General features: G+C 66.9%; 15 protein-coding genes, 2 tRNA genes and 1 pseudogene. 5 read left to right on the top strand and 13 right to left on the bottom strand.

Annotation, left to right across the window (positions count from 1 at the left end):
- Window positions 1–53: 53 nt before the first annotated feature.
- Window positions 54–926: a DUF2797 domain-containing protein gene (locus tag ABFX81_RS10655; RefSeq protein ID WP_086847839.1), complete on the bottom strand. Its 873-nt coding sequence runs from the start codon at window positions 924–926 to the stop codon at window positions 54–56.
- Between the two features lie 62 nt (window positions 927–988).
- Window positions 989–1,405: an HGxxPAAW family protein gene (locus ABFX81_RS10650; protein ID WP_346137953.1), complete on the bottom strand. Its 417-nt coding sequence runs from the start codon at window positions 1,403–1,405 to the stop codon at window positions 989–991.
- Window positions 1,406–1,511: 106 nt separating this feature from the next.
- On the opposite strand from ABFX81_RS10650, the gene ABFX81_RS10645 reads away from it, so the two are divergent.
- Entirely contained in the window at window positions 1,512–1,988 is a 477-nt protein-coding gene (locus ABFX81_RS10645; RefSeq protein WP_086843751.1) for a MarR family transcriptional regulator, read from the top strand.
- A 139-nt stretch (window positions 1,989–2,127) separates the two neighbouring features.
- On the opposite strand, the gene ABFX81_RS10640 is transcribed toward ABFX81_RS10645, so the two are convergent.
- From ABFX81_RS10640 to ABFX81_RS10610, 7 genes are all read right to left on the bottom strand, one after another.
- Window positions 2,128–2,994, bottom strand: coding sequence for a GNAT family N-acetyltransferase (locus ABFX81_RS10640; protein WP_086843753.1), 867 nt, complete (start codon window positions 2,992–2,994; stop codon window positions 2,128–2,130).
- Window positions 2,995–3,201: 207 nt separating this feature from the next.
- Entirely contained in the window at window positions 3,202–3,528 is a 327-nt protein-coding gene (locus ABFX81_RS10635) for a GYD domain-containing protein (protein WP_086843755.1), read from the bottom strand.
- A gap of 913 nt (window positions 3,529–4,441) precedes the next feature.
- Window positions 4,442–5,101 (bottom strand): hypothetical protein, encoded by a 660-nt coding sequence (locus tag ABFX81_RS10630; RefSeq protein WP_346137952.1) that lies wholly within the window; start codon window positions 5,099–5,101, stop codon window positions 4,442–4,444.
- Between the two features lie 73 nt (window positions 5,102–5,174).
- Window positions 5,175–5,633, bottom strand: coding sequence for a lactococcin 972 family bacteriocin (locus tag ABFX81_RS10625; RefSeq protein ID WP_086843757.1), 459 nt, complete (start codon window positions 5,631–5,633; stop codon window positions 5,175–5,177).
- Window positions 5,634–6,113: 480 nt separating this feature from the next.
- Window positions 6,114–6,329, bottom strand: a complete 216-nt coding sequence (locus ABFX81_RS10620; protein ID WP_086843761.1) for a hypothetical protein — start codon at window positions 6,327–6,329, stop codon at window positions 6,114–6,116.
- 630 nt (window positions 6,330–6,959) lie between these two features.
- Window positions 6,960–10,865, bottom strand: a complete 3,906-nt coding sequence (locus ABFX81_RS10615) for a caspase, EACC1-associated type (RefSeq protein WP_346137951.1) — start codon at window positions 10,863–10,865, stop codon at window positions 6,960–6,962.
- Complete coding sequence (locus ABFX81_RS10610; protein ID WP_346137950.1) at window positions 10,858–11,226, bottom strand: effector-associated constant component EACC1; 369 nt, start codon at window positions 11,224–11,226, stop codon at window positions 10,858–10,860. The genes ABFX81_RS10615 and ABFX81_RS10610 overlap by 8 nt, the downstream gene beginning before the upstream one ends.
- A gap of 351 nt (window positions 11,227–11,577) precedes the next feature.
- Between ABFX81_RS10610 and ABFX81_RS10605 the strand changes: the two are divergent.
- From ABFX81_RS10605 to ABFX81_RS10595, 3 genes and pseudogenes are all read left to right on the top strand, one after another.
- Window positions 11,578–12,477: pseudogene (locus tag ABFX81_RS10605) on the top strand (replication initiator); the annotation flags it as partial.
- Window positions 12,474–12,656 (top strand): excisionase family DNA-binding protein, encoded by a 183-nt coding sequence (locus tag ABFX81_RS10600; protein WP_086843766.1) that lies wholly within the window; start codon window positions 12,474–12,476, stop codon window positions 12,654–12,656. The pseudogene ABFX81_RS10605 and the gene ABFX81_RS10600, both read left to right, overlap by 4 nt.
- Window positions 12,656–13,909 carry a tyrosine-type recombinase/integrase gene (locus ABFX81_RS10595; RefSeq protein WP_086843768.1) on the top strand — a complete coding sequence of 418 codons (1,254 nt, stop codon included), beginning with the start codon at window positions 12,656–12,658 and terminating at the stop codon, window positions 13,907–13,909. The genes ABFX81_RS10600 and ABFX81_RS10595 overlap by 1 nt, the downstream gene beginning before the upstream one ends.
- A gap of 114 nt (window positions 13,910–14,023) precedes the next feature.
- Here the strand turns inward: ABFX81_RS10595 and ABFX81_RS10590 are convergent, their stop codons facing one another.
- The 4 genes from ABFX81_RS10590 to ABFX81_RS10575 all read right to left on the bottom strand — a co-directional run bounded on the left by ABFX81_RS10590 (window position 14,024) and on the right by ABFX81_RS10575 (window position 15,355).
- Window positions 14,024–14,200 carry a hypothetical protein gene (locus ABFX81_RS10590; RefSeq protein WP_346137949.1) on the bottom strand — a complete coding sequence of 59 codons (177 nt, stop codon included), beginning with the start codon at window positions 14,198–14,200 and terminating at the stop codon, window positions 14,024–14,026.
- A gap of 5 nt (window positions 14,201–14,205) precedes the next feature.
- The gene (locus ABFX81_RS10585) at window positions 14,206–14,445 is read right to left on the bottom strand and encodes a DUF2188 domain-containing protein (protein ID WP_086843770.1); all 240 of its coding nucleotides are present in this window, start codon (window positions 14,443–14,445) and stop codon (window positions 14,206–14,208) included.
- 548 nt (window positions 14,446–14,993) lie between these two features.
- Window positions 14,994–15,066: transfer RNA gene (locus ABFX81_RS10580), tRNA-Arg, on the bottom strand.
- A 198-nt stretch (window positions 15,067–15,264) separates the two neighbouring features.
- Window positions 15,265–15,355, bottom strand: a tRNA-Ser gene (locus ABFX81_RS10575).
- A gap of 368 nt (window positions 15,356–15,723) precedes the next feature.
- On the opposite strand from ABFX81_RS10575, the gene ABFX81_RS10570 reads away from it, so the two are divergent.
- On the top strand, window positions 15,724–16,191 hold the full coding sequence (locus tag ABFX81_RS10570; protein WP_428837160.1) for an SSI family serine proteinase inhibitor: 468 nt from the start codon (window positions 15,724–15,726) through the stop codon (window positions 16,189–16,191).
- The last annotated feature ends 206 nt before the right edge of the window (window positions 16,192–16,397 follow it).

The following is a 16,397-nucleotide window of genomic DNA, read 5'->3' as shown; positions in this document are numbered from 1 at the left end:
GCGGACTGGGCTCATCAGCGGACTGGGTTCATCAGCGGACTGGGTTCATCAGGTCAGAACAACCCGTCCTGCACACCGGCCTCCTCCTTGAACTCCCTCACCGGAACAGTCAGTTCCGCACCCCCGGCCGGCACCAGCCCCCACCCGCTCATCAGTCGCGTGTCCAGCACGACGACACCGCCCCCGGTCGCCAGATGCAGATCGGGCCCCGCAGCGGCCACGAGCTCCCCGCTCACAACCCCACCGGCGACGAGCTCGCCCACCTCCCCGACGGCGACGGGCAGCCCGGCGAGCCCGAACACCTCCACGTGATCCACCACTCGCAGCGGCTCCCGCACGAGCGACTCCGGCCACGCGGGAAGCGCCAGCGCTCGCGCATGCAACTCGGCGACCTCGACGGCCCGGTCAGCCGCCGCCTCCGGCAACCCGGCTCGCACGGCCCGCTTCTCGACGTATGGAATCCGGTCGGGCACCCCCAGCGCGGCCCGCAACAGCTCCTCCGTGCGCCGCGCGGCCATGAGCGGCCCGACTCCGAGCCAGCTGAAGCACACGGCTCCCTGCTCCAACAGCCGCGCGGAGCCCCGCTCCTCCGCCGTGATCCCGACCTTGACCATGCCGGGCCCGAACCACGCCAGATACACGTGGTACGGCCGCGGATCGTCCGCGATCGTGTCGGCGGCCACGGAGTGCGCACGGTCCAGCCGCGCACACTCCTCGCACCGCGCCCCCGTACTCCGCCCCGACACGGCCGCCCCCGTCGGACACGCATGCCCCCGAGCCCCCACACATGTCCGCGCACCCCCTTCCGCGACCCCGAAGGCCACCCGTTTCCCCCAGGTCAGCGCACTGCGCCGCCCACCGTCCCACGCCAGCACGGGACCGTCCGCCGACCACCGCAGCCCCGAGCACTTCCATGCCTGTGCCATCTCTGCCGAGACTAGAGGGCACCACTGACAACGGCGCCGGCTGACAACGAGGCCCGCGTGAGTCAGCGCCCGGAATCGGCCCCCACGGCAGCGGCCTCGGGCTCCCCGCCCAGACTCACATCGCCGCGCACGGAAACACCCACGGCCACCTCAGCGGTACGGCCCGAATCCGCCGCCGTCCGCCGACGCCCGGCCAGCCGGCACCCGAGGCACTCGTCATGCCCGGCCCGCGCCCCCGAGTCCCGCACCCGCCACCCCCACTCCTCCCGGGGCCGGATCCCCGGTCCCTTCCCCCAGCCGGCCAGATGCAGAGCCCAGGTGACGAGCAGCGCGACCACACCGATCCCGAGCCCACCGACGATCAGCACACCCGAAACGAAACACACCCCCGCCCCCGCCACGGCGGCCCCGACACTCGCGATCCCGGTTCCGACCCACCCGGCGGCGGTATGGCCGTGGTCATACTGATGTGCACTCATGTGCTGCGGGCCCCCTTACACACGAAGGCTCCGGGGAACCCACCCCGAACCCCTCACCAACTAAGCGTTTAGAGCCCAAACATCTCACGAACTAAGGGATCTGGGAATGCAAGGCAAGCCGCGTCCGGCCGCCACACCGGAGCAGGCACTGTCGGCGATGGACCACCTCATCGCGACCCACCTGGTCGGACAGCACGAGATCGCCCAACAGGTGGGCCTGAGTGTGACCGACCTCACCTGCTTCGCCTACGTCATCGAGGCCGGCGAGAACCTGCCCACGGCCGGCGACCTGGCGGCCCGCGTCCACGTCACCACGGGCGCGGTCACCGGCATCCTCAACCGCCTGGAACGCGCCGGCTACATCACCCGCCGCCCCGACCCGACCGACCGCCGCCGCATCCGCGTAGCCGCCCAGCCGGACGCGGTCGCCCGCGTCCGAGAGGTCTACGAGCCGTACTACGCCCGCCTCACGGAACTCTTCGCGAACTACTCCTCCGACGAGATCGCGGTCCTGAACGACTGGTTCACCCGCGCGAGCGCACTGGCGGCGGACTACTTGGAGGAGCACTGCCGCACGGACTGAAAGCTGCCCCTCAGCAGCACCGGCCCGGCCGACCCGGAGCGGCGGCCTGAAGGGTGCCCTGGTCCTCGACAGCGAGGGGCCTAGGGACACCGTCGATCGGGCGCCCCACAAGCGCAAGCAGTTCAGAGCGGTCGCCGCGCTAGGCGTCCCGGTAGTGGTCCCGGACCTCGGGGAGTTGCTGGAAGCCGGCTGACTTGTACGCAGCGACGGCGCCGGCATTGGAGCTCGGGGTGCAGACGATCGCGCTCGACGAGCCCAGCTCCCGGAGTGCCGCCGCCGCGGCGACGCTGATCGCCCTGCCGTAACCATGACCGCGATGTCCCCCGTGCACGCCCATCGGCTCGAGCAACCCGGGCTTACCCGGACCGGCGGACCACACCGTCACGGCCGCCACCGCGTTGCCCTGGTCGTCGTACGCGACCAGACACCGGGCGTCGGCGTACGGCAGTCCGGCCGCCATCGCGTGCCAGCGCTCGTCCGTGAACCTCGACCCGTCCCACGCTGCCCGGTGGACGGCCACAAACACGTGCGCCTGCTCCGGCCCGACCGCCACGATCCGCACGCCTGGGTCTTCCACCGGCTCCGTGAGCTCACGACGTAGCGGCGTCCAGGGCTCGTCGGTGCTCCAACCCTCCTCGGACAGCAGCTCCTGGAGCAGCGCACCCATCGGCGCCTCGATGTTCACCTTCCCCTCGGGCAGGACGCCGCGCTCCGGGTCGGTCACGTCTCGAGCCAACTGCCGCGCCAGCTCCCCGTCCCGGTGAGCCTCCGGCGCGATCGTCAGCCGCAACAACCCGGGACCGTCCAGCAGCCCGACGGCGAGAACCTGTCCGTCCCGGCTCCACGTCCTGACCGCCTCGGCAGTCGCCTCCGCACCTGACCGCCAGAACCAGCCCAGGTCCCCCGGATGCAGTTGCATCGGCGCCCCCTCGTACTGCCACTCCCGCAGCACACCCACGGCCTCGCCCAAGCCGCCAACTCCCGGCCCGTCCAACACAATCGCCATGCCCCGATCACACACGACGGCACCGACAGGCCGCACCGGGGTTTCGACCGGCCCGCCGCGGTACGGGTGCGGTCAAGCTCCGGGCTCATGCGGTGGACGCCAAAACTCTGCGGTAGCTGCGGTAGACCGCGCCCTGGTCATGAAGTACCCCCGGCCGAGGCTCGGACATGGCCACGGAGCCGTACGCGTGCTGCGCGATCCGGACCGCTACGCCCCAGGAGCCCGGTACTGGACTTGCCCGGCTGTGCGTAGGGCCTCGATCGTTTCGTCGACGGTCAGGAGAACCGTCGTCTCGAACGAACTCAGCGCGCCGCCTCCGCTGATCGCCAGGGCGACCGCGGCCATGGACACGTTGTCCGGGGCCTCCCACAGGCTGTAGCCGTCGTGCGTGCCGAAGGCGTACCAGAAGCCGTGGAGCTTCCCGCCGACGGACTCGATGTACGACTGAGCGGCCTGTGCGCGGTTCTCCGGGCGGCCGATCAGCCTCGCCCAGGTCTCCGGGGTGTAGCTGAACCTCGACAGGTAGAGCGGCATCGTGTCTCCCTTTCGTTCCCTCAAGGGATGCCCCCGCTGGGCGGGAAAGGCGCCGACGTGACCCGCGCATCCCCCGAACGGCCGGGGACGGTGGTGCGCCCAAAGAGTCGGGCAAACACCAGAGGCCCCGGAGTGATCCGGGGCCTCTGGTCTGTGTGCACTCGGCAGGATTTGAATCCATCACATTGCGGTGGCCGTCCTGCGGGAGTTCGGCCAGGGCGTCCTCCCTACACCACGTCGCGGGACACGACCCGGTCCGGCGTCCATGGTCCGCAACTCGAGGGGATCCGTATCACGAATTCAGAAACCGGTGACGGGGCTGAGTCCCTCCCCAGTGCGATGCCACACACGGCGCCCAGTGATGTGCCCGCACCGCCAGCGGACACGGAGTAACAGGCCACATCAGCAGAGGGGATGCATGCCTCCGGAACGTTCTTCGGGCCGATCCACATGGTCGACGGCGGCGAGGATGCGGAGATCCGGTGACAGGGTCTTCAGGTGAGCCGGTGAGGCATCGCCAGGAGCAAAGGTTCGCCCCGCAGAAGATCGTCGAAGCCACCGTGTGGGGCAACGTCGTCCAGATCCAGAACGCCGGTGACGGCCCCATCGATGTACGCAACAGTCTCCACGTCCACCCACCGATGCCTCGTCACTACGAAGCCCTCCTCCGCTCTGGTGATGTGACCGGGTGATGAGGACTGTACTCAGAGGGGGCCAGCCGCCCCCGCCATCGTGATCGCCCAGCGTTGGGGGCGGACAAGCGTTGCCTCGAGGGTCCACGGTTCGCGCTCCGCTCCGCCATGCGCCTCCGCGTCATGGCGTAAGCCGGCCAGAGCCGGAACCCTCTATTCGCGGAGTCTTGATCCGGCCTCGGTGAGAACGGTGATCACTGTGTGGGACCGGATCGGCAACGTCACTTGAACTTGTTATGAACAGCACGCCGCCTCACTGGGACAGGCGGCCGCGTGCCCCGGCCATGCCGCCAGCTCCACACTGTTTGGCCCATGAGAAGCACTATGGCCACGGCCGAGAGCGCGAGAACCGAAACCCACACCATTTCGACGACCTGGCCTTGCGAGTCGTCCACCTCCACTGCCAGCCGCAGGGATGCCTCGGCGAAGGCGATCAACGGCACAAGCAGGCGGAACCCGAGACCGCCGATGCCGGGCGTTCTCGCCATACTCCCCAGGAGCCCAACGGGCGCACCGATGGCGAAAGCCGCTACCCCCCAGAACAGGGCCCTGGTGGTGAGACCATCGCCCGCACCAGAGATGACGTGTCCCCCGGCCGGAACGTTGGGGCTCAGAAACTTGAAGAGGTAATACACGACCACGCCCACGGCCAAGGCCGAAGACGCCAGCAGCGATGCCTCAATTCTTGACCGCCGGGAGTAACCGACGAGGAAGGCAAAGCATGCCCACGACCATCCCACAGAAAATACGATACCTACAGCCTGGAGGGCCGGGTTGTCAGATTTGCTCGCGAATGGGCCAACTATACCGAGCAGTGCACCTGCCCCGAGAACTGCCGCAATAGGGGCGGTGCGAGAACGCGTGGAGTGTGCGATTTTCATGACCCTATTCTTTGGTCAGTTTCCCAGGCGGATAGGATCCGCCCCCGGCGGTGGCCGCCGGGGGCGGAGGCGGCTAGTACTTAGCGTAGTAGGTCTCGCACACGAGCGCCGCACCCGCGGTGACACTGGCCTTGGCCCAATTGCCTGCGAACTCCACCGCCTTATTCGACTGCTTGCCCACCTTCGCGGTCGACCCATGCATCACCTTGGGGTGATAGTAGTTCGAGTAGCATTTCTGGCCATCGCCGTTGAGGATCTTTCCGTAGCTCCACGTACCGCCACCGATGTCGAGGACGGTCTGCGGCTTGAAGCCTCCCGTGGAGCCAACCGTGAACTTCACTACGCCCCATTCTGCGGGGTCTCCCAGTTCCGCAGGCGGCTGGGTGCCGTCACCTCGGGTGTGAGTCGTGACGGTAGCGGTGTCAGCGGCCAGAACCGGCGCATTGTGCGCTGCGGCCGGAGCGGCAAGGGCGCCAACGGCCAGGACCCCGCCCGCAACAGCTAAAGCCACAGACTTACCAGATGCCTTCATGCAATTCCCCTCCCTTGATGCCCCGTCGCCCGGGGCCGCGGATGATCTTTCCCTAACCCGTGCGCCCTGAAAAGAGAACGCGAAGCACTTGGCTGGAAAATGTCGCGCTCGGCGTGCGGGATTTGCGCCCCATTCGACAGTTGACCTCGATTCGTCAGCGGGGTTCGATCGCTGATCGATCTGATGGTTCGCCCGTAATATCCTTGGCCGGTGCAGGACGGGCCGTCGCGTAACGCCGCGGCTGCTGCCGTTCCGCCTCGCGGCGCTCTTCGTCGGCGATCCACCGGGTGCGTGCCAGGTCGCGTTCCTGCGCGCGCTCCAGGAAGCAGAGCAGCGCAAGCCGCCAACCCGAGTCGTCCGTACGTTCGCTTCTACGCCCGAGGGATCCACACAGACCCGCCACCTAGAACCCCGAGCAAGGTCGGCTGCCGTCGTTGCTGCTGTACCGCACTTCTCGGCATGGGCGGCTGCGTGGCGTCGCTACGACTGAGGAGACGGCTTCCGGCGCCTGGCGAGCCGGCGCCAGGCCACCCAGAGATTGATCACAAGCAGCACCGCTCCCGCGATGGGCCAGCCCAAGGAACCACCGTCGCGGTAGGTCTCGATGCCCATGGCCAGCAGCATGACGGCGATCGCTGGACCCATCAGGTCCATGACGGCGTCCAGACGACTCGCGATCTTCGAAAGGTTGGCCACGGCTTGATCGTGACAGGCCACGCGGTGCCTGAAAAGTAGAGACAAGGTCCGGGCCGCATGGAGCTACCGCTGTGCGTCTGCGTCGAGGCCGACCCCGGCCCACTGCCGCAGGGGCTCGCCGTCGGGCCCCTCTACCCCGCTGTTGAACGCCCCTGAAACGCCAGAGGCCCCGAATCGCTCCGGGGCCTCTCACCTGTGTGCACTCGGCAGGATTCGAACCTGCAACCTTCTGATCCGTAGGATCGGGCAGGGCGTCGTGCCCTGTGCCGACAGTCTCCTATTTCGATCGCCCAGGTCAGCGATCGAGTGCGAGTGTGTGCTGTCGTTGCCGTCAGAATTGCCGTCAAGTTGAAGCTCACACCATCGCCGGGTGTCCGCCCTCATCCCCGTCCCAGCAGCAGAGCCACTCCTACCTACACCCCGCCTGAGAGGTAGCAGACACCCGACCGCACGGGAGAACTTGAGTTGAACTTTCTCTGCTACTTCAATGCGGCACTGAGGTATTGCAACTGCCGCAACCGCAGTCGACCACTCCCGCGGTGCTCTTCTGCGATTCGGTGCCGCAGTGTGCGTCAATAGCTTGTTAGCAGAGATCAGCCCTCTTGGCGATGCCGAGCTCGGCGCAGAGACCTACGTGGCGCCGGCCTGGCCGCTACGGTCACCTAGGGCCTGGTAGATGGTCAGGGCCTCCTGGAAGGCAGCGGTAGCTTCCGCATCTCGGCCCTGCAAGCGGTGGATCTCGCCGAGGCCCTGCATGGCGCCAGCCTGACCGCTGCGATTGCCGAGAGCCTGGTAGATGGTCAGGGCCTCCTGGAAGGCAGCCGTGGCCTCCTCATACCGGCCCTGCGCCTGGTGAATCTGACCGAGGCCCTGCATGGCGCCAGCCTGACCGAGGCGGTCACCCAGGGCCTGGAAGATGGTCAAGGCCTCCTGGAAGGCAGCGGTGGCTTCCTCATACCGGTCCTGCAAGCGGTAGATCTCGCCGAGGCCCTGCGTAACGTAGGCCTGACCGAGGCGATCACCGAAAGCCTGAAAGACGGTCAAGGCCTCCTGGAAGGCAGCCGTGGCCTCCTCATACCGGCCCTGCGCCTGGTGAATCTCACCGAGGCCCTGCGCAACGTAGGCCTGACCGGGGCGATCACCGAAAGCCTGAAAGATGGTCAAGGCCTCCTGGAAGGCAGCCGTGGCCTCCTCATACCGGCCCTGCGCCTGGTGAATCTCACCGAGGCCCTGCGCAACGTAGGCCTGACCGAGGCGATCACCGAGAGCCTGGAAGATGGCCAAGGCCTCCTGGAAGGCAGCGGTTCCTTCCTCATACCGGTCCTGCAAGCGGTAAATCCCGCCGAGGCCCTGCATGGCGCCAGCCTGACCGCTGCGATTGCCGAGAGCCTGGTAGATGGTCAGGGCCTCCTGGTAGGCAGCGGTCCCTTCCTCATACCGGTCCTGCAAGCGGTGGATCTCGCCGAGGCCCAGCTTGGCGTCAGCCTGACCGCTGCGATTGCCAAGGGCCTGGTAGATGGTCAGGGCCTCCTGGAAGGCAGCCGTGGCCTCCTCATACCGGCCCTGCAAGCGGTGGATCTCGCCGAGGCCCTGCATGGTGCCGGCCTGGCCGCTACGGTCACCTAGGGCCTGGTAGATGGTCAGGGCTGCCTGGAAGGCAGCGGTGGTTTTCTCATATCGGCCCTGCGCCTGGTGAATCTCACCGAGGCCCAGCATGGTGCCGGCCTGGCCGCTACGGTCACCTAGGGCCTGGTAGATGGTCAGGGCCTCCTGGAAGGCAGCGGTAGCTTCCGCATCTCGGCCCTGCAAGCGGTGGATCTCGCCGAGGCCCAGCATGGCGCCAGCCTGACCGCTGCGATTGCCGAGAGCCTGGTAGATGGTCAGGGCCTCCTGGTAGGCAGCGGTGGTTTCCTCGTATCGGCCCTGCGCCTGGTGAATCTGACCGAGGCCCTGCATGGCGCCAGCCTGACCGAGGCGGTCACCGAGAGCCTGGAAGATGGCCAGGATCTCCTGGTAGGCAGCGGTGGCTTCCTCATACCGGTCCTGCAAGCGGTGGATCTCGCCGAGGCCCTGAGTAACGTAGGCCTGACCGAGGCGATCACCGAGAGCCTGGAAGATGGTCAAGGCCTCCTGGTAGGCAGCGGTAGCTTCCTCATACCGGCCCTGCGCCTGGTGGATCTCGCCGAGGCCCTGAGTAACGTAGGCCTGACCGAGGCGATCACCGAGAGCCTGGAAGATGGCCAGGGCCTCCTGGTAGGCAGCGGTGGCTTCCTCATCTCGGCCCTGCAAGCGGTGGATCTCGCCGAGGCCCTGCATGGCGCCAGCCTGACCGCTGCGACTGCCAAGGGCCTGGTAGATGGTCAGGGCCTCCTGGAAGGCAGCCGTGGCTTCCTCATACCGGCCCTGCAAACGGTGAATCTCACCGAGGCCTTTGAAGGCGCCGGCGTGGTCGAAAGAAGTGGGAGAGGTGGTGCCTAGGATCTGCTGGAAGAGTTCCTGAGCTTCGATGTATCGATCATCCAGATAGAGCGATGTACCGACGGCTTGTAGGAAGTCGGCTACCTGCGGCCAGTTGTCCGTGCTGGAGGCGCGCGCGGCGGCTTGGAGTTCCTGTGCATGCCCATCGAGCCACTGGCGTGCGTTTAGCACCTTTTGATCATTGTGGCGCGCACTAACGTGCAGAACGTCCCGGGCTTGTTTAAGCCTGATTTGTAGGTGTCGATAGAGCCGGTGCCTGCTGGCCTGTTCCTCGTCTTGGGCAGAATGAAGTGCGGCCGTTTGGCGAGCGTAGCTGAGGCTACTGTCGTGGAAGCCATAGCGGTTGCGTTGACGGATCAGGAGCTGTTCGATCTCGGCGAGCCGGACCTCAATCTCGTGTTCCGGGCGTTGGGCCATGGCGGCGAGGGAATCGGGAGCGAAATCGGGTCCGGGATGCCAGGCACACTGGTGAATCAGGTTGCGCAGGTCGGCGTCGAGGGCGTTGTAGGCGCTTGTGAAGGCGGCTCGCTCCGCAGCGTCAAGGCTAGGGAAAGCGGCGTAGCGCTCCGGACCGGCCAGCGAGGCGAGGATGGCGGCAGGGGAGGCGCCGCGCAACAGGCTAGTGCCGACCGGCCCCAGGGCCAAGGGGCTGCCGCTAATGCGGTCAGCAATCTGGTCGAGGCTGCCAGTGTCCTGGGGCACGCCCATCTTGTGCCAGACGGTGACGCAGTGAGCGGCTGGCAGAGGGGGCAGTTCACATCGCCAATGGACGCCGAGCTCCGGCAGTTCGGAGCGGCTGGAGATCAGAACCGCGCTCGGCGACCCGGCGGAGGGCAACAGCGGCGCTAGTTGCCTTGCATCACGGGCATTGTCGAGTAGCAGCAGTACCGCATGCTGCTTGAGGAACAGACGCCACGTTTCGGCTCGTGCGCTCAGATCTTCCGGAATGAGGTCAGGACCGTAACCCATGTGGTGAAGTTGCTCGGCAATGACCATGTGCGGGTCACGAGGCTGTTCGTCGGGTGTCCAGCCCCGTAGGTCGACCTCCAGGCAGCCGCCAGGGAAGCTCGGGGCAATGCGGGCTGCCGCGGCCCGTAGCAGCTCACTCTTGCCTTGGCCGCCGCGTCCATGCACGAGGCACACCGCAGCTGGCTGCCTGGCCGCGCGTTCTAATTCCTCGAGCTCGTCTTGACGACCGGTGAAATACGGCGTGGCCGCATAGGCGGTGTGCACCGTCACCTGCACGGTGGGGGCAGGGGGTTCTAAGGATTCGGTTGATGGGGGGACTGCCGGTGGAGTGTGGGCCTGGTTGGTTGCAAGAGGAATCCGGTGGCCGCCATCCCGGGTGCTCATCCGGGGTATCGGCACCCGGTGACCGTCCAACGTGCGTCCGCTCAATCGCCCGCGCAGGGCTTCATAGACGTCGGCCATGGTAAGCACAGCGAGGTGTTCGCCGCGTCTGCCCTCGCTAAGTTCCCCGGACAGGCCGTCGCGTAGGAGAAAGGTCAGCTCGCGTGTGAAGACGCTGCCATCCGGTAGGCACAACGACCGCTCAGTTTCGGCGGACGAAGTCAGCACGCAAGCGCCCTCAATGTCGAAGTCCGCAGCGGTCGGGTCGCCTTCCTGCCCGGCCATGGGCAGGGCTGCGCCACTGAAACAGCAGTCGACAATCACGACGCGGTGCCGGGCCTGGGAGCCAGCCACGATCGCCCGAATCTCATCGTAGGCAACCGAGTGGTGCGGGCGGTCCGGGCGGGACGCCTCGGTTCCCAGTAACAGAGTGCGACCGTCACGACCAAAGTGACCGTGACCGGCGTAGTACACCAGCAGTAGGCCACGCGCGTGATCCGCGGCGTCCTGCACGGCGTCCAGCAACACCGCCGGTGTGCTGTTAGCAGGCACCGCCACACAGTGCTCGCCAGCAAGCCCGCCTGCCTCTTTCGCGGTCAGCAAATTCCGCAGGGTGGGCACGTTATGCCGGACGCCGTCCAGTGCTGGCAAGTGCTGATAGGCATGGACGCCGAACAACACTGCGCGGGAAGCGGCCTGATCAAGCATGATTAGGGCGTTCGGGGGCCACACCACCATCGTCACCGTGTAGCCGTCGCAGCAGCTCGGCAAGTTCCTCTGCGGAGAGGTGCCCGATGTCAATCGTGCTGTCGCCGTGCACCAGCGTCCTTGCCCCGCCGACCGCGCCCCTCGGCCGCGTGGTGCGCCAGGTTGCGTAGGCCACGGCAAAATTCGCGATGTTGGTCGCGTTGCCGAGAAGCACGTCAAGTGCTTCCAGCACGCTCATGGTCGGGCCGTCACCGGTCACTGCTTCAACGGGTAGCCTGGCTGTCCCTGGATCACGGCCCAGCCACGTACGAAGATCCGTCAGCGCCCGTTCGTCACCCTCGGCCAGTACCTGGATGTGCATGACCCCGCCCCCGATATATGCCACTTCTTCACGTTGAACCCAGGATAGTGGCGGCGTGGCTCTCAGGCCGGTCTTTCACCGTCACTTGCCACCCGCAGACGGGCGCAGCAGTACCGGTCTGGCTGAACAGGCGAATCCGCCACTCCGGGTACAGGAGCGCTCGTCCATCACTGGCTCCTAGCGATCACGCGCATGTCCTGCGACATCGCCTTGCGCAAGCTCGGCGCTGCAATGCGGGTTTCACTGGGTCCCGCCTTCGACTAGGTCGGACAGCAAGGTCCCGCCACTAACGCACAGTCCTGGCCCGAGGCGAAGACCTCATGGCGCATCTCGTCAATGTGACGTGAACTCACCACCTACCTGCGCCGTGCCCTGGCCGAACACCTCGGCATGACGCAGAAGGCGCTGAACTCCGCCCTCCGCGTCTCCTTCGCCAAGGTCGCCGAATACCAGAAGCGCGGCCTGGTCCACTTCCACGCCGTGATCCGCTTCGACGGACCCGACGGCCACACCACCACACCCCCGGCCTGGGGCACCTTCGACGCCCTCCAGGTCGCCGTGGGCATGGCGGTCGAACGGGCCCGGCTCACCGTCGAGTCCGACGCCATCGGAGAACGCGTGCTCAAGTGGGGCGACCGATTCAAGGTCGACCAGATTTCCGCCCTGGGCGACGGCGAACTCACCGACGCCAAGGTCGCCGGATACGTCGCCAAATACGCCACCAAGAACGCCGAAGGCGCGGGCACCGTAGACCGCACCCTTATGTGCCGCCCCTGCCATGGACGCGGCTACATACGAGGTCCCGACGGCTTCCGCGACCTGTGCGACGACTGCGAAGGCACCGGACAGGCCGAACCCATCAAGGCCCTGCCCGTGCAACGGCACGTCCGCCAGATGATCCGCACCGCCTGGGATCTCGGGAACCTGCCGGAGTTCGCTGACCTCAAGCTCTGGAAGTGGGCCCACATGCTCGGCTTCCGCGGCCACTTCTCCAGCAAGTCCCGCGCCTACTCCACGACCCTGGGCGCCCTCCGCGACGTCCGCCGGGCCTGGCGCCTCGCCCAAACCGAAGCCGCCCGTGCCCGCGCCGGCCTTCCCGCCAACGACGAGAACACCACCCTCGTCACCGCCTCCTCGTGGACGTACCTCTGCAGCGGCTACCGCCCCGGCGAGGAACTTCTAGCCGCTCAGGTCCGCCAAGGCATAGCGCACACCCAACGCCTCAAGCAGGAAGGACTGCTGCCCGCATGACGACGGCCGTACTCACCGTGGACCAGGTCGCCGAACGTCTCGGCATCAGCCGCTGGAAGGTCCACGACCTGATCCGCTCCCGCGAACTCGCCTCCTTCAAGATCGGCCGCTGTCGCCGTATCAGCGAAGCCGCCGTGGACGCCTACGTTTCCCTCCGCATCGAACAGGAAGCCGCCTGATGGCCAAGCCGAAGAAAAACGCCAACAACGAGGGCACCATCTACCAGCGGAAAGACGGCCGCTGGGAGGGCAGTGCGTACGTGCTCACCACGGACGGCACGTACAGGCGGCGGAGCGTCTACGGCAGAACCTGGGACGAGGCGCACGAGAAGCTGACCAGGCTCAAGGCCGACTCCCTGAACGGCCTGCCGGTCTCCACCAGCAAGATGACCATCGCCGAGTACCTGACGTACTGGCTCACGAACGTCGCCCAGGGCAAGGTCCGCAGGACCACCTACGTCAACTACGAATCGCTCGTCCGCAACTACGTCACGCCCGAGTTCGGCCGGAAGAAGCTGGCCCGGCTTACCGCCCGCGACATCCGGGCCTTCCTGACCAAGACGGCGGCCACCTGCCAGTGCTGCGCGCAGGGCAAGGACAAGAACCGGCCCGAGCACAAGCGGCGCTGCTGCGCCCTCGGCAAGTGCTGCACGAAGCTCCCCTCAGACCGGACCGTGCGCTTCCTTCTGGTGATCCTGCGGGCCGCCCCCCAGCACGCCGTACGTGAGGACGAGCTGCCCCGCAATGTGGCCCGGAACGTGGAGCTGAGCATGGGAACGAAGCGTGAGATAGAACCGCTCACGGTTACAGAGGGGCGTCAGCTCCTGGCGGCGGCCCGAGACAACCGACTGTGGGCCGCGTACGAGCTGGCGGTTCGCATCGGCCTGCGGCGCGGTGAGCTGCTGGGGCTGCGCTGGTCGGACGTGGATCTCCACGAAGGCGTCCTCACTGTCCGGCAGGCCCTACAGCGGGTCGGCGGCGAACTGTTGATCGTCGCGCCGAAGACTCAGCGCTCGGCCCGCCGCGTGGCGCTGCCGTCCGAGTGCGTTACTGCCCTTCGCGCTCAGCGCGCCCAGCAGCTCGCCGATCGCAAAGCCGCTGGCGCGAACTGGAAGGGGACCGCCCAGGGCCTTGTCTTCACCACGAAGAACGGCACGCCCATCGAGCCGCGCAACCTGAACCGCTCCTTCGAGGCGCTGTGCGTCCGTGCCGGCGTCCGCAAAGTCCGCTTCCACGACCTCCGCCACACCTGCGCCTCGCTCCTCCACGAACAGGGCGCCGACGCCCGCATGATCATGGAAGTCCTGGGTCACAGCTCGATTCGCGTGACCATGGACATCTACACCTTCGTCCGGCTCGACTCGCAGCGCTCGGCCTTCGACCGCGTGGGCCAAGCCCTGCGGAAGGACGACGACACGAAGCTGGGTGAATAGGTGGAGGCGAAACCGAGGCCCTGACTGGAACCACTGTGGTTCCGCATACCCGGTGCCGAGACGGAGCCCTCGCCGCGTTGGCAGGGGCTCCGTCTCAGCACGGGCCTACCTGAGTCAGCCGCTGATCAGGTCAATGGTTTCTACCCGAGCGGACCGGATCCTGAGCGTCACGACGATGTCACCGTCGCTGTCGAGGGTGTAGAAGTCGATGAAGTCGCCAACAGTCTTGAACCCGGTGGCTTCAACCTCACGCTTCCCGCTGAAGTCCTTATTGATCACGTACTTGTCCACCGCGATCAGCCCTTCGACTTCTTCGGGTCGCTGCCCGGCGGGACGGTGTTCTGCTCCCGCACCTGGCCGTTCTTGCCACGGACACGCAGCTCGCCGCCGCCGTCGTTGGCCAAGATCTCCTTGGCACGCGAGACCGCCTCAGCCTGAGTCGGCAGAACTGCACTGGCTCTCTCGGCTCCGGGCTTCGTCACTGCCCAGCCATCACCGCGCTTCGACACGTCCCGAGTATTGGGTCGGCCTGTCATGGCACATCCGTTTCTGAGGACGGACGCACGGGACGGCCATCTTGGAGGAACCAAGATGGGGCGATAGGGTCCGAAGGCGCGACCAACGCATCAGGCCCCATGCCATGCGCCCAACCTCGAGTTGGGCCCCGGCTGGGGCCTGCTTTGGTTTGGCGCACCTAGTGAAGCACCACTTACGACCCGTCAGCAAGCAAGACACCCCTACATATGGTGAGGTATCGATGACTCACCACAACATCTTGTGTTTAGGGAAGAGCTCAACACCAGGGTACCGGCACCCACTGACAGTCAGGCTTCCAAGGCCAGGAGCCATCCATACGCAAAGCCCCGCGCGCTACATCATCGAGCCGGCAGAGACCAAGATCGTGATCTTGGCAGCTGCGCGAGTGGCGCATGTGAATCGCACCGCCCCCTTCGATCGTCACCGACACTCACCCCCGCCCCCGCCGGGGCCGCAAGCCGAGCTGCGGCCGGTTACCGTCAACCGCTGCCGTCAACGCAAAAGCCAGAGGCCCTAAGGAGTGATCCTTAGGGCCTCTGGCCTGCTGTGCACTCGGCAGGATTCGAACCTGCAACCTTCTGATCCGTAGTCAGATGCTCTATCCGTTAAGCTACGAGTGCTTGTTCTGTTTTTCGCCGCTCTCGGGCCTTCCGGCTCGCTCGCGGCGACAGGAAGAACATTACATGACCGCCGCCGCCATGTGAAATCCGTTTGCCATACCGCTTGTGACCTGCGGAAACGGCCCCAGAGGCGCATCGAGTGACGGGGGCGGAGACGCCGAAGCCCCGGTCGGGTGACCGGGGCTTCGTGATCAAGTGCGGAGGCGGAGGGATTTGAACCCTCGATGGGCTTTAAGACCCAAACCGCATTAGCAGTGCGGCGCCATAGACCGGACTAGGCGACGCCTCCAGGCACATCCTCCCGCGCGAGCGCGAGTCGGTGCGTGCCGATGATGACACAGTCGAGCGTGCTGTCACCAATCGACCCCCACGGTACTAGGCGGAAAGGGCGCAGGGCAAAGGCCTTGTCCGGCCGGTGCGGCGGCACCGGGGGTGTGCCGGAGAGCGGCTTTGCGGGGTGCGGGGTGGCGAGGAGTGCGGTGGAGTCGTGCGGCGCCTCGGACCGGCGCGCAACGTACCGGGCCGCGCCGCGTTAGTCAGGGCATGTCGATCTCGCATGCCATTCGCCGGGGTGACCCCGGAAACGCGTCCGGGACCTCCCGGGTCCCCCAGGCCTCCTGGGCCTCCCTAACCTCCCGGACCATCGCTCGTCCCGGGCTGCGGCGGCTCGTCGTCGGGGTCGCCGCCTCCGTCGCCGCCTTCGGGTCGCTGGCCGCGGTGCCCCCGGCCGCGTACGCCCAGGCCGGCCCGTCCCCCGCCGGGCTCGATGGCCGCCAGGGCACGGACCGGGACCATCTCACCGTCACGGTGCGCAACGCGGGCGGTGAGGCCGACGGGACGTACGAGCTTCACTGCGGGCCCGACGGCGGCAGCCATCCCGACCCGCGCGGAGCCTGTGCCGCCCTGAAACGGGACACGCGGTGGGGGAAGGACGTCTTCGCACCCGTCCCGGAAGGCGGCTTCTGCACCATGCAGTACGGCGGGCCGGCCACCGCGCACGTCACCGGGACCTGGGCCGGTCGGCCCGTCGACGCCACGTACGACCGCCGTGACGGATGCGGGATCGCCCGCTGGGACCGGCTCGTGCCGCTGCTGCCGGACATGAGGGCCCAGCAGCGCTCCTGAAGGAAAGGATCCGGGGGAAGCGCGTGTCGGCATTCGGCGTCCCTATCCGGCCACGCACGCCTCCAACCGGCCACCTGGGCGAAAAGGTACAGAAACACTGTCCTCGTAAAGGTCCCGCGAAGGTCCCGCGACGTCGTCGCAGGAGGGCGGGCGTTTGACGGTTACTCGGTCGTCAGTTCGGGGTCACTTCCTCGTGCGACCTCGCT

It is taken from the genome of Streptomyces coeruleofuscus (assembly GCF_039532725.1).
In the GTDB taxonomy this organism is placed as follows: domain Bacteria; phylum Actinomycetota; class Actinomycetes; order Streptomycetales; family Streptomycetaceae; genus Streptomyces; species Streptomyces coeruleofuscus.
The sequence above is the reverse complement of the archived record's forward strand: the minus strand, read 5'-3'. Positions and strand labels throughout refer to the sequence as shown.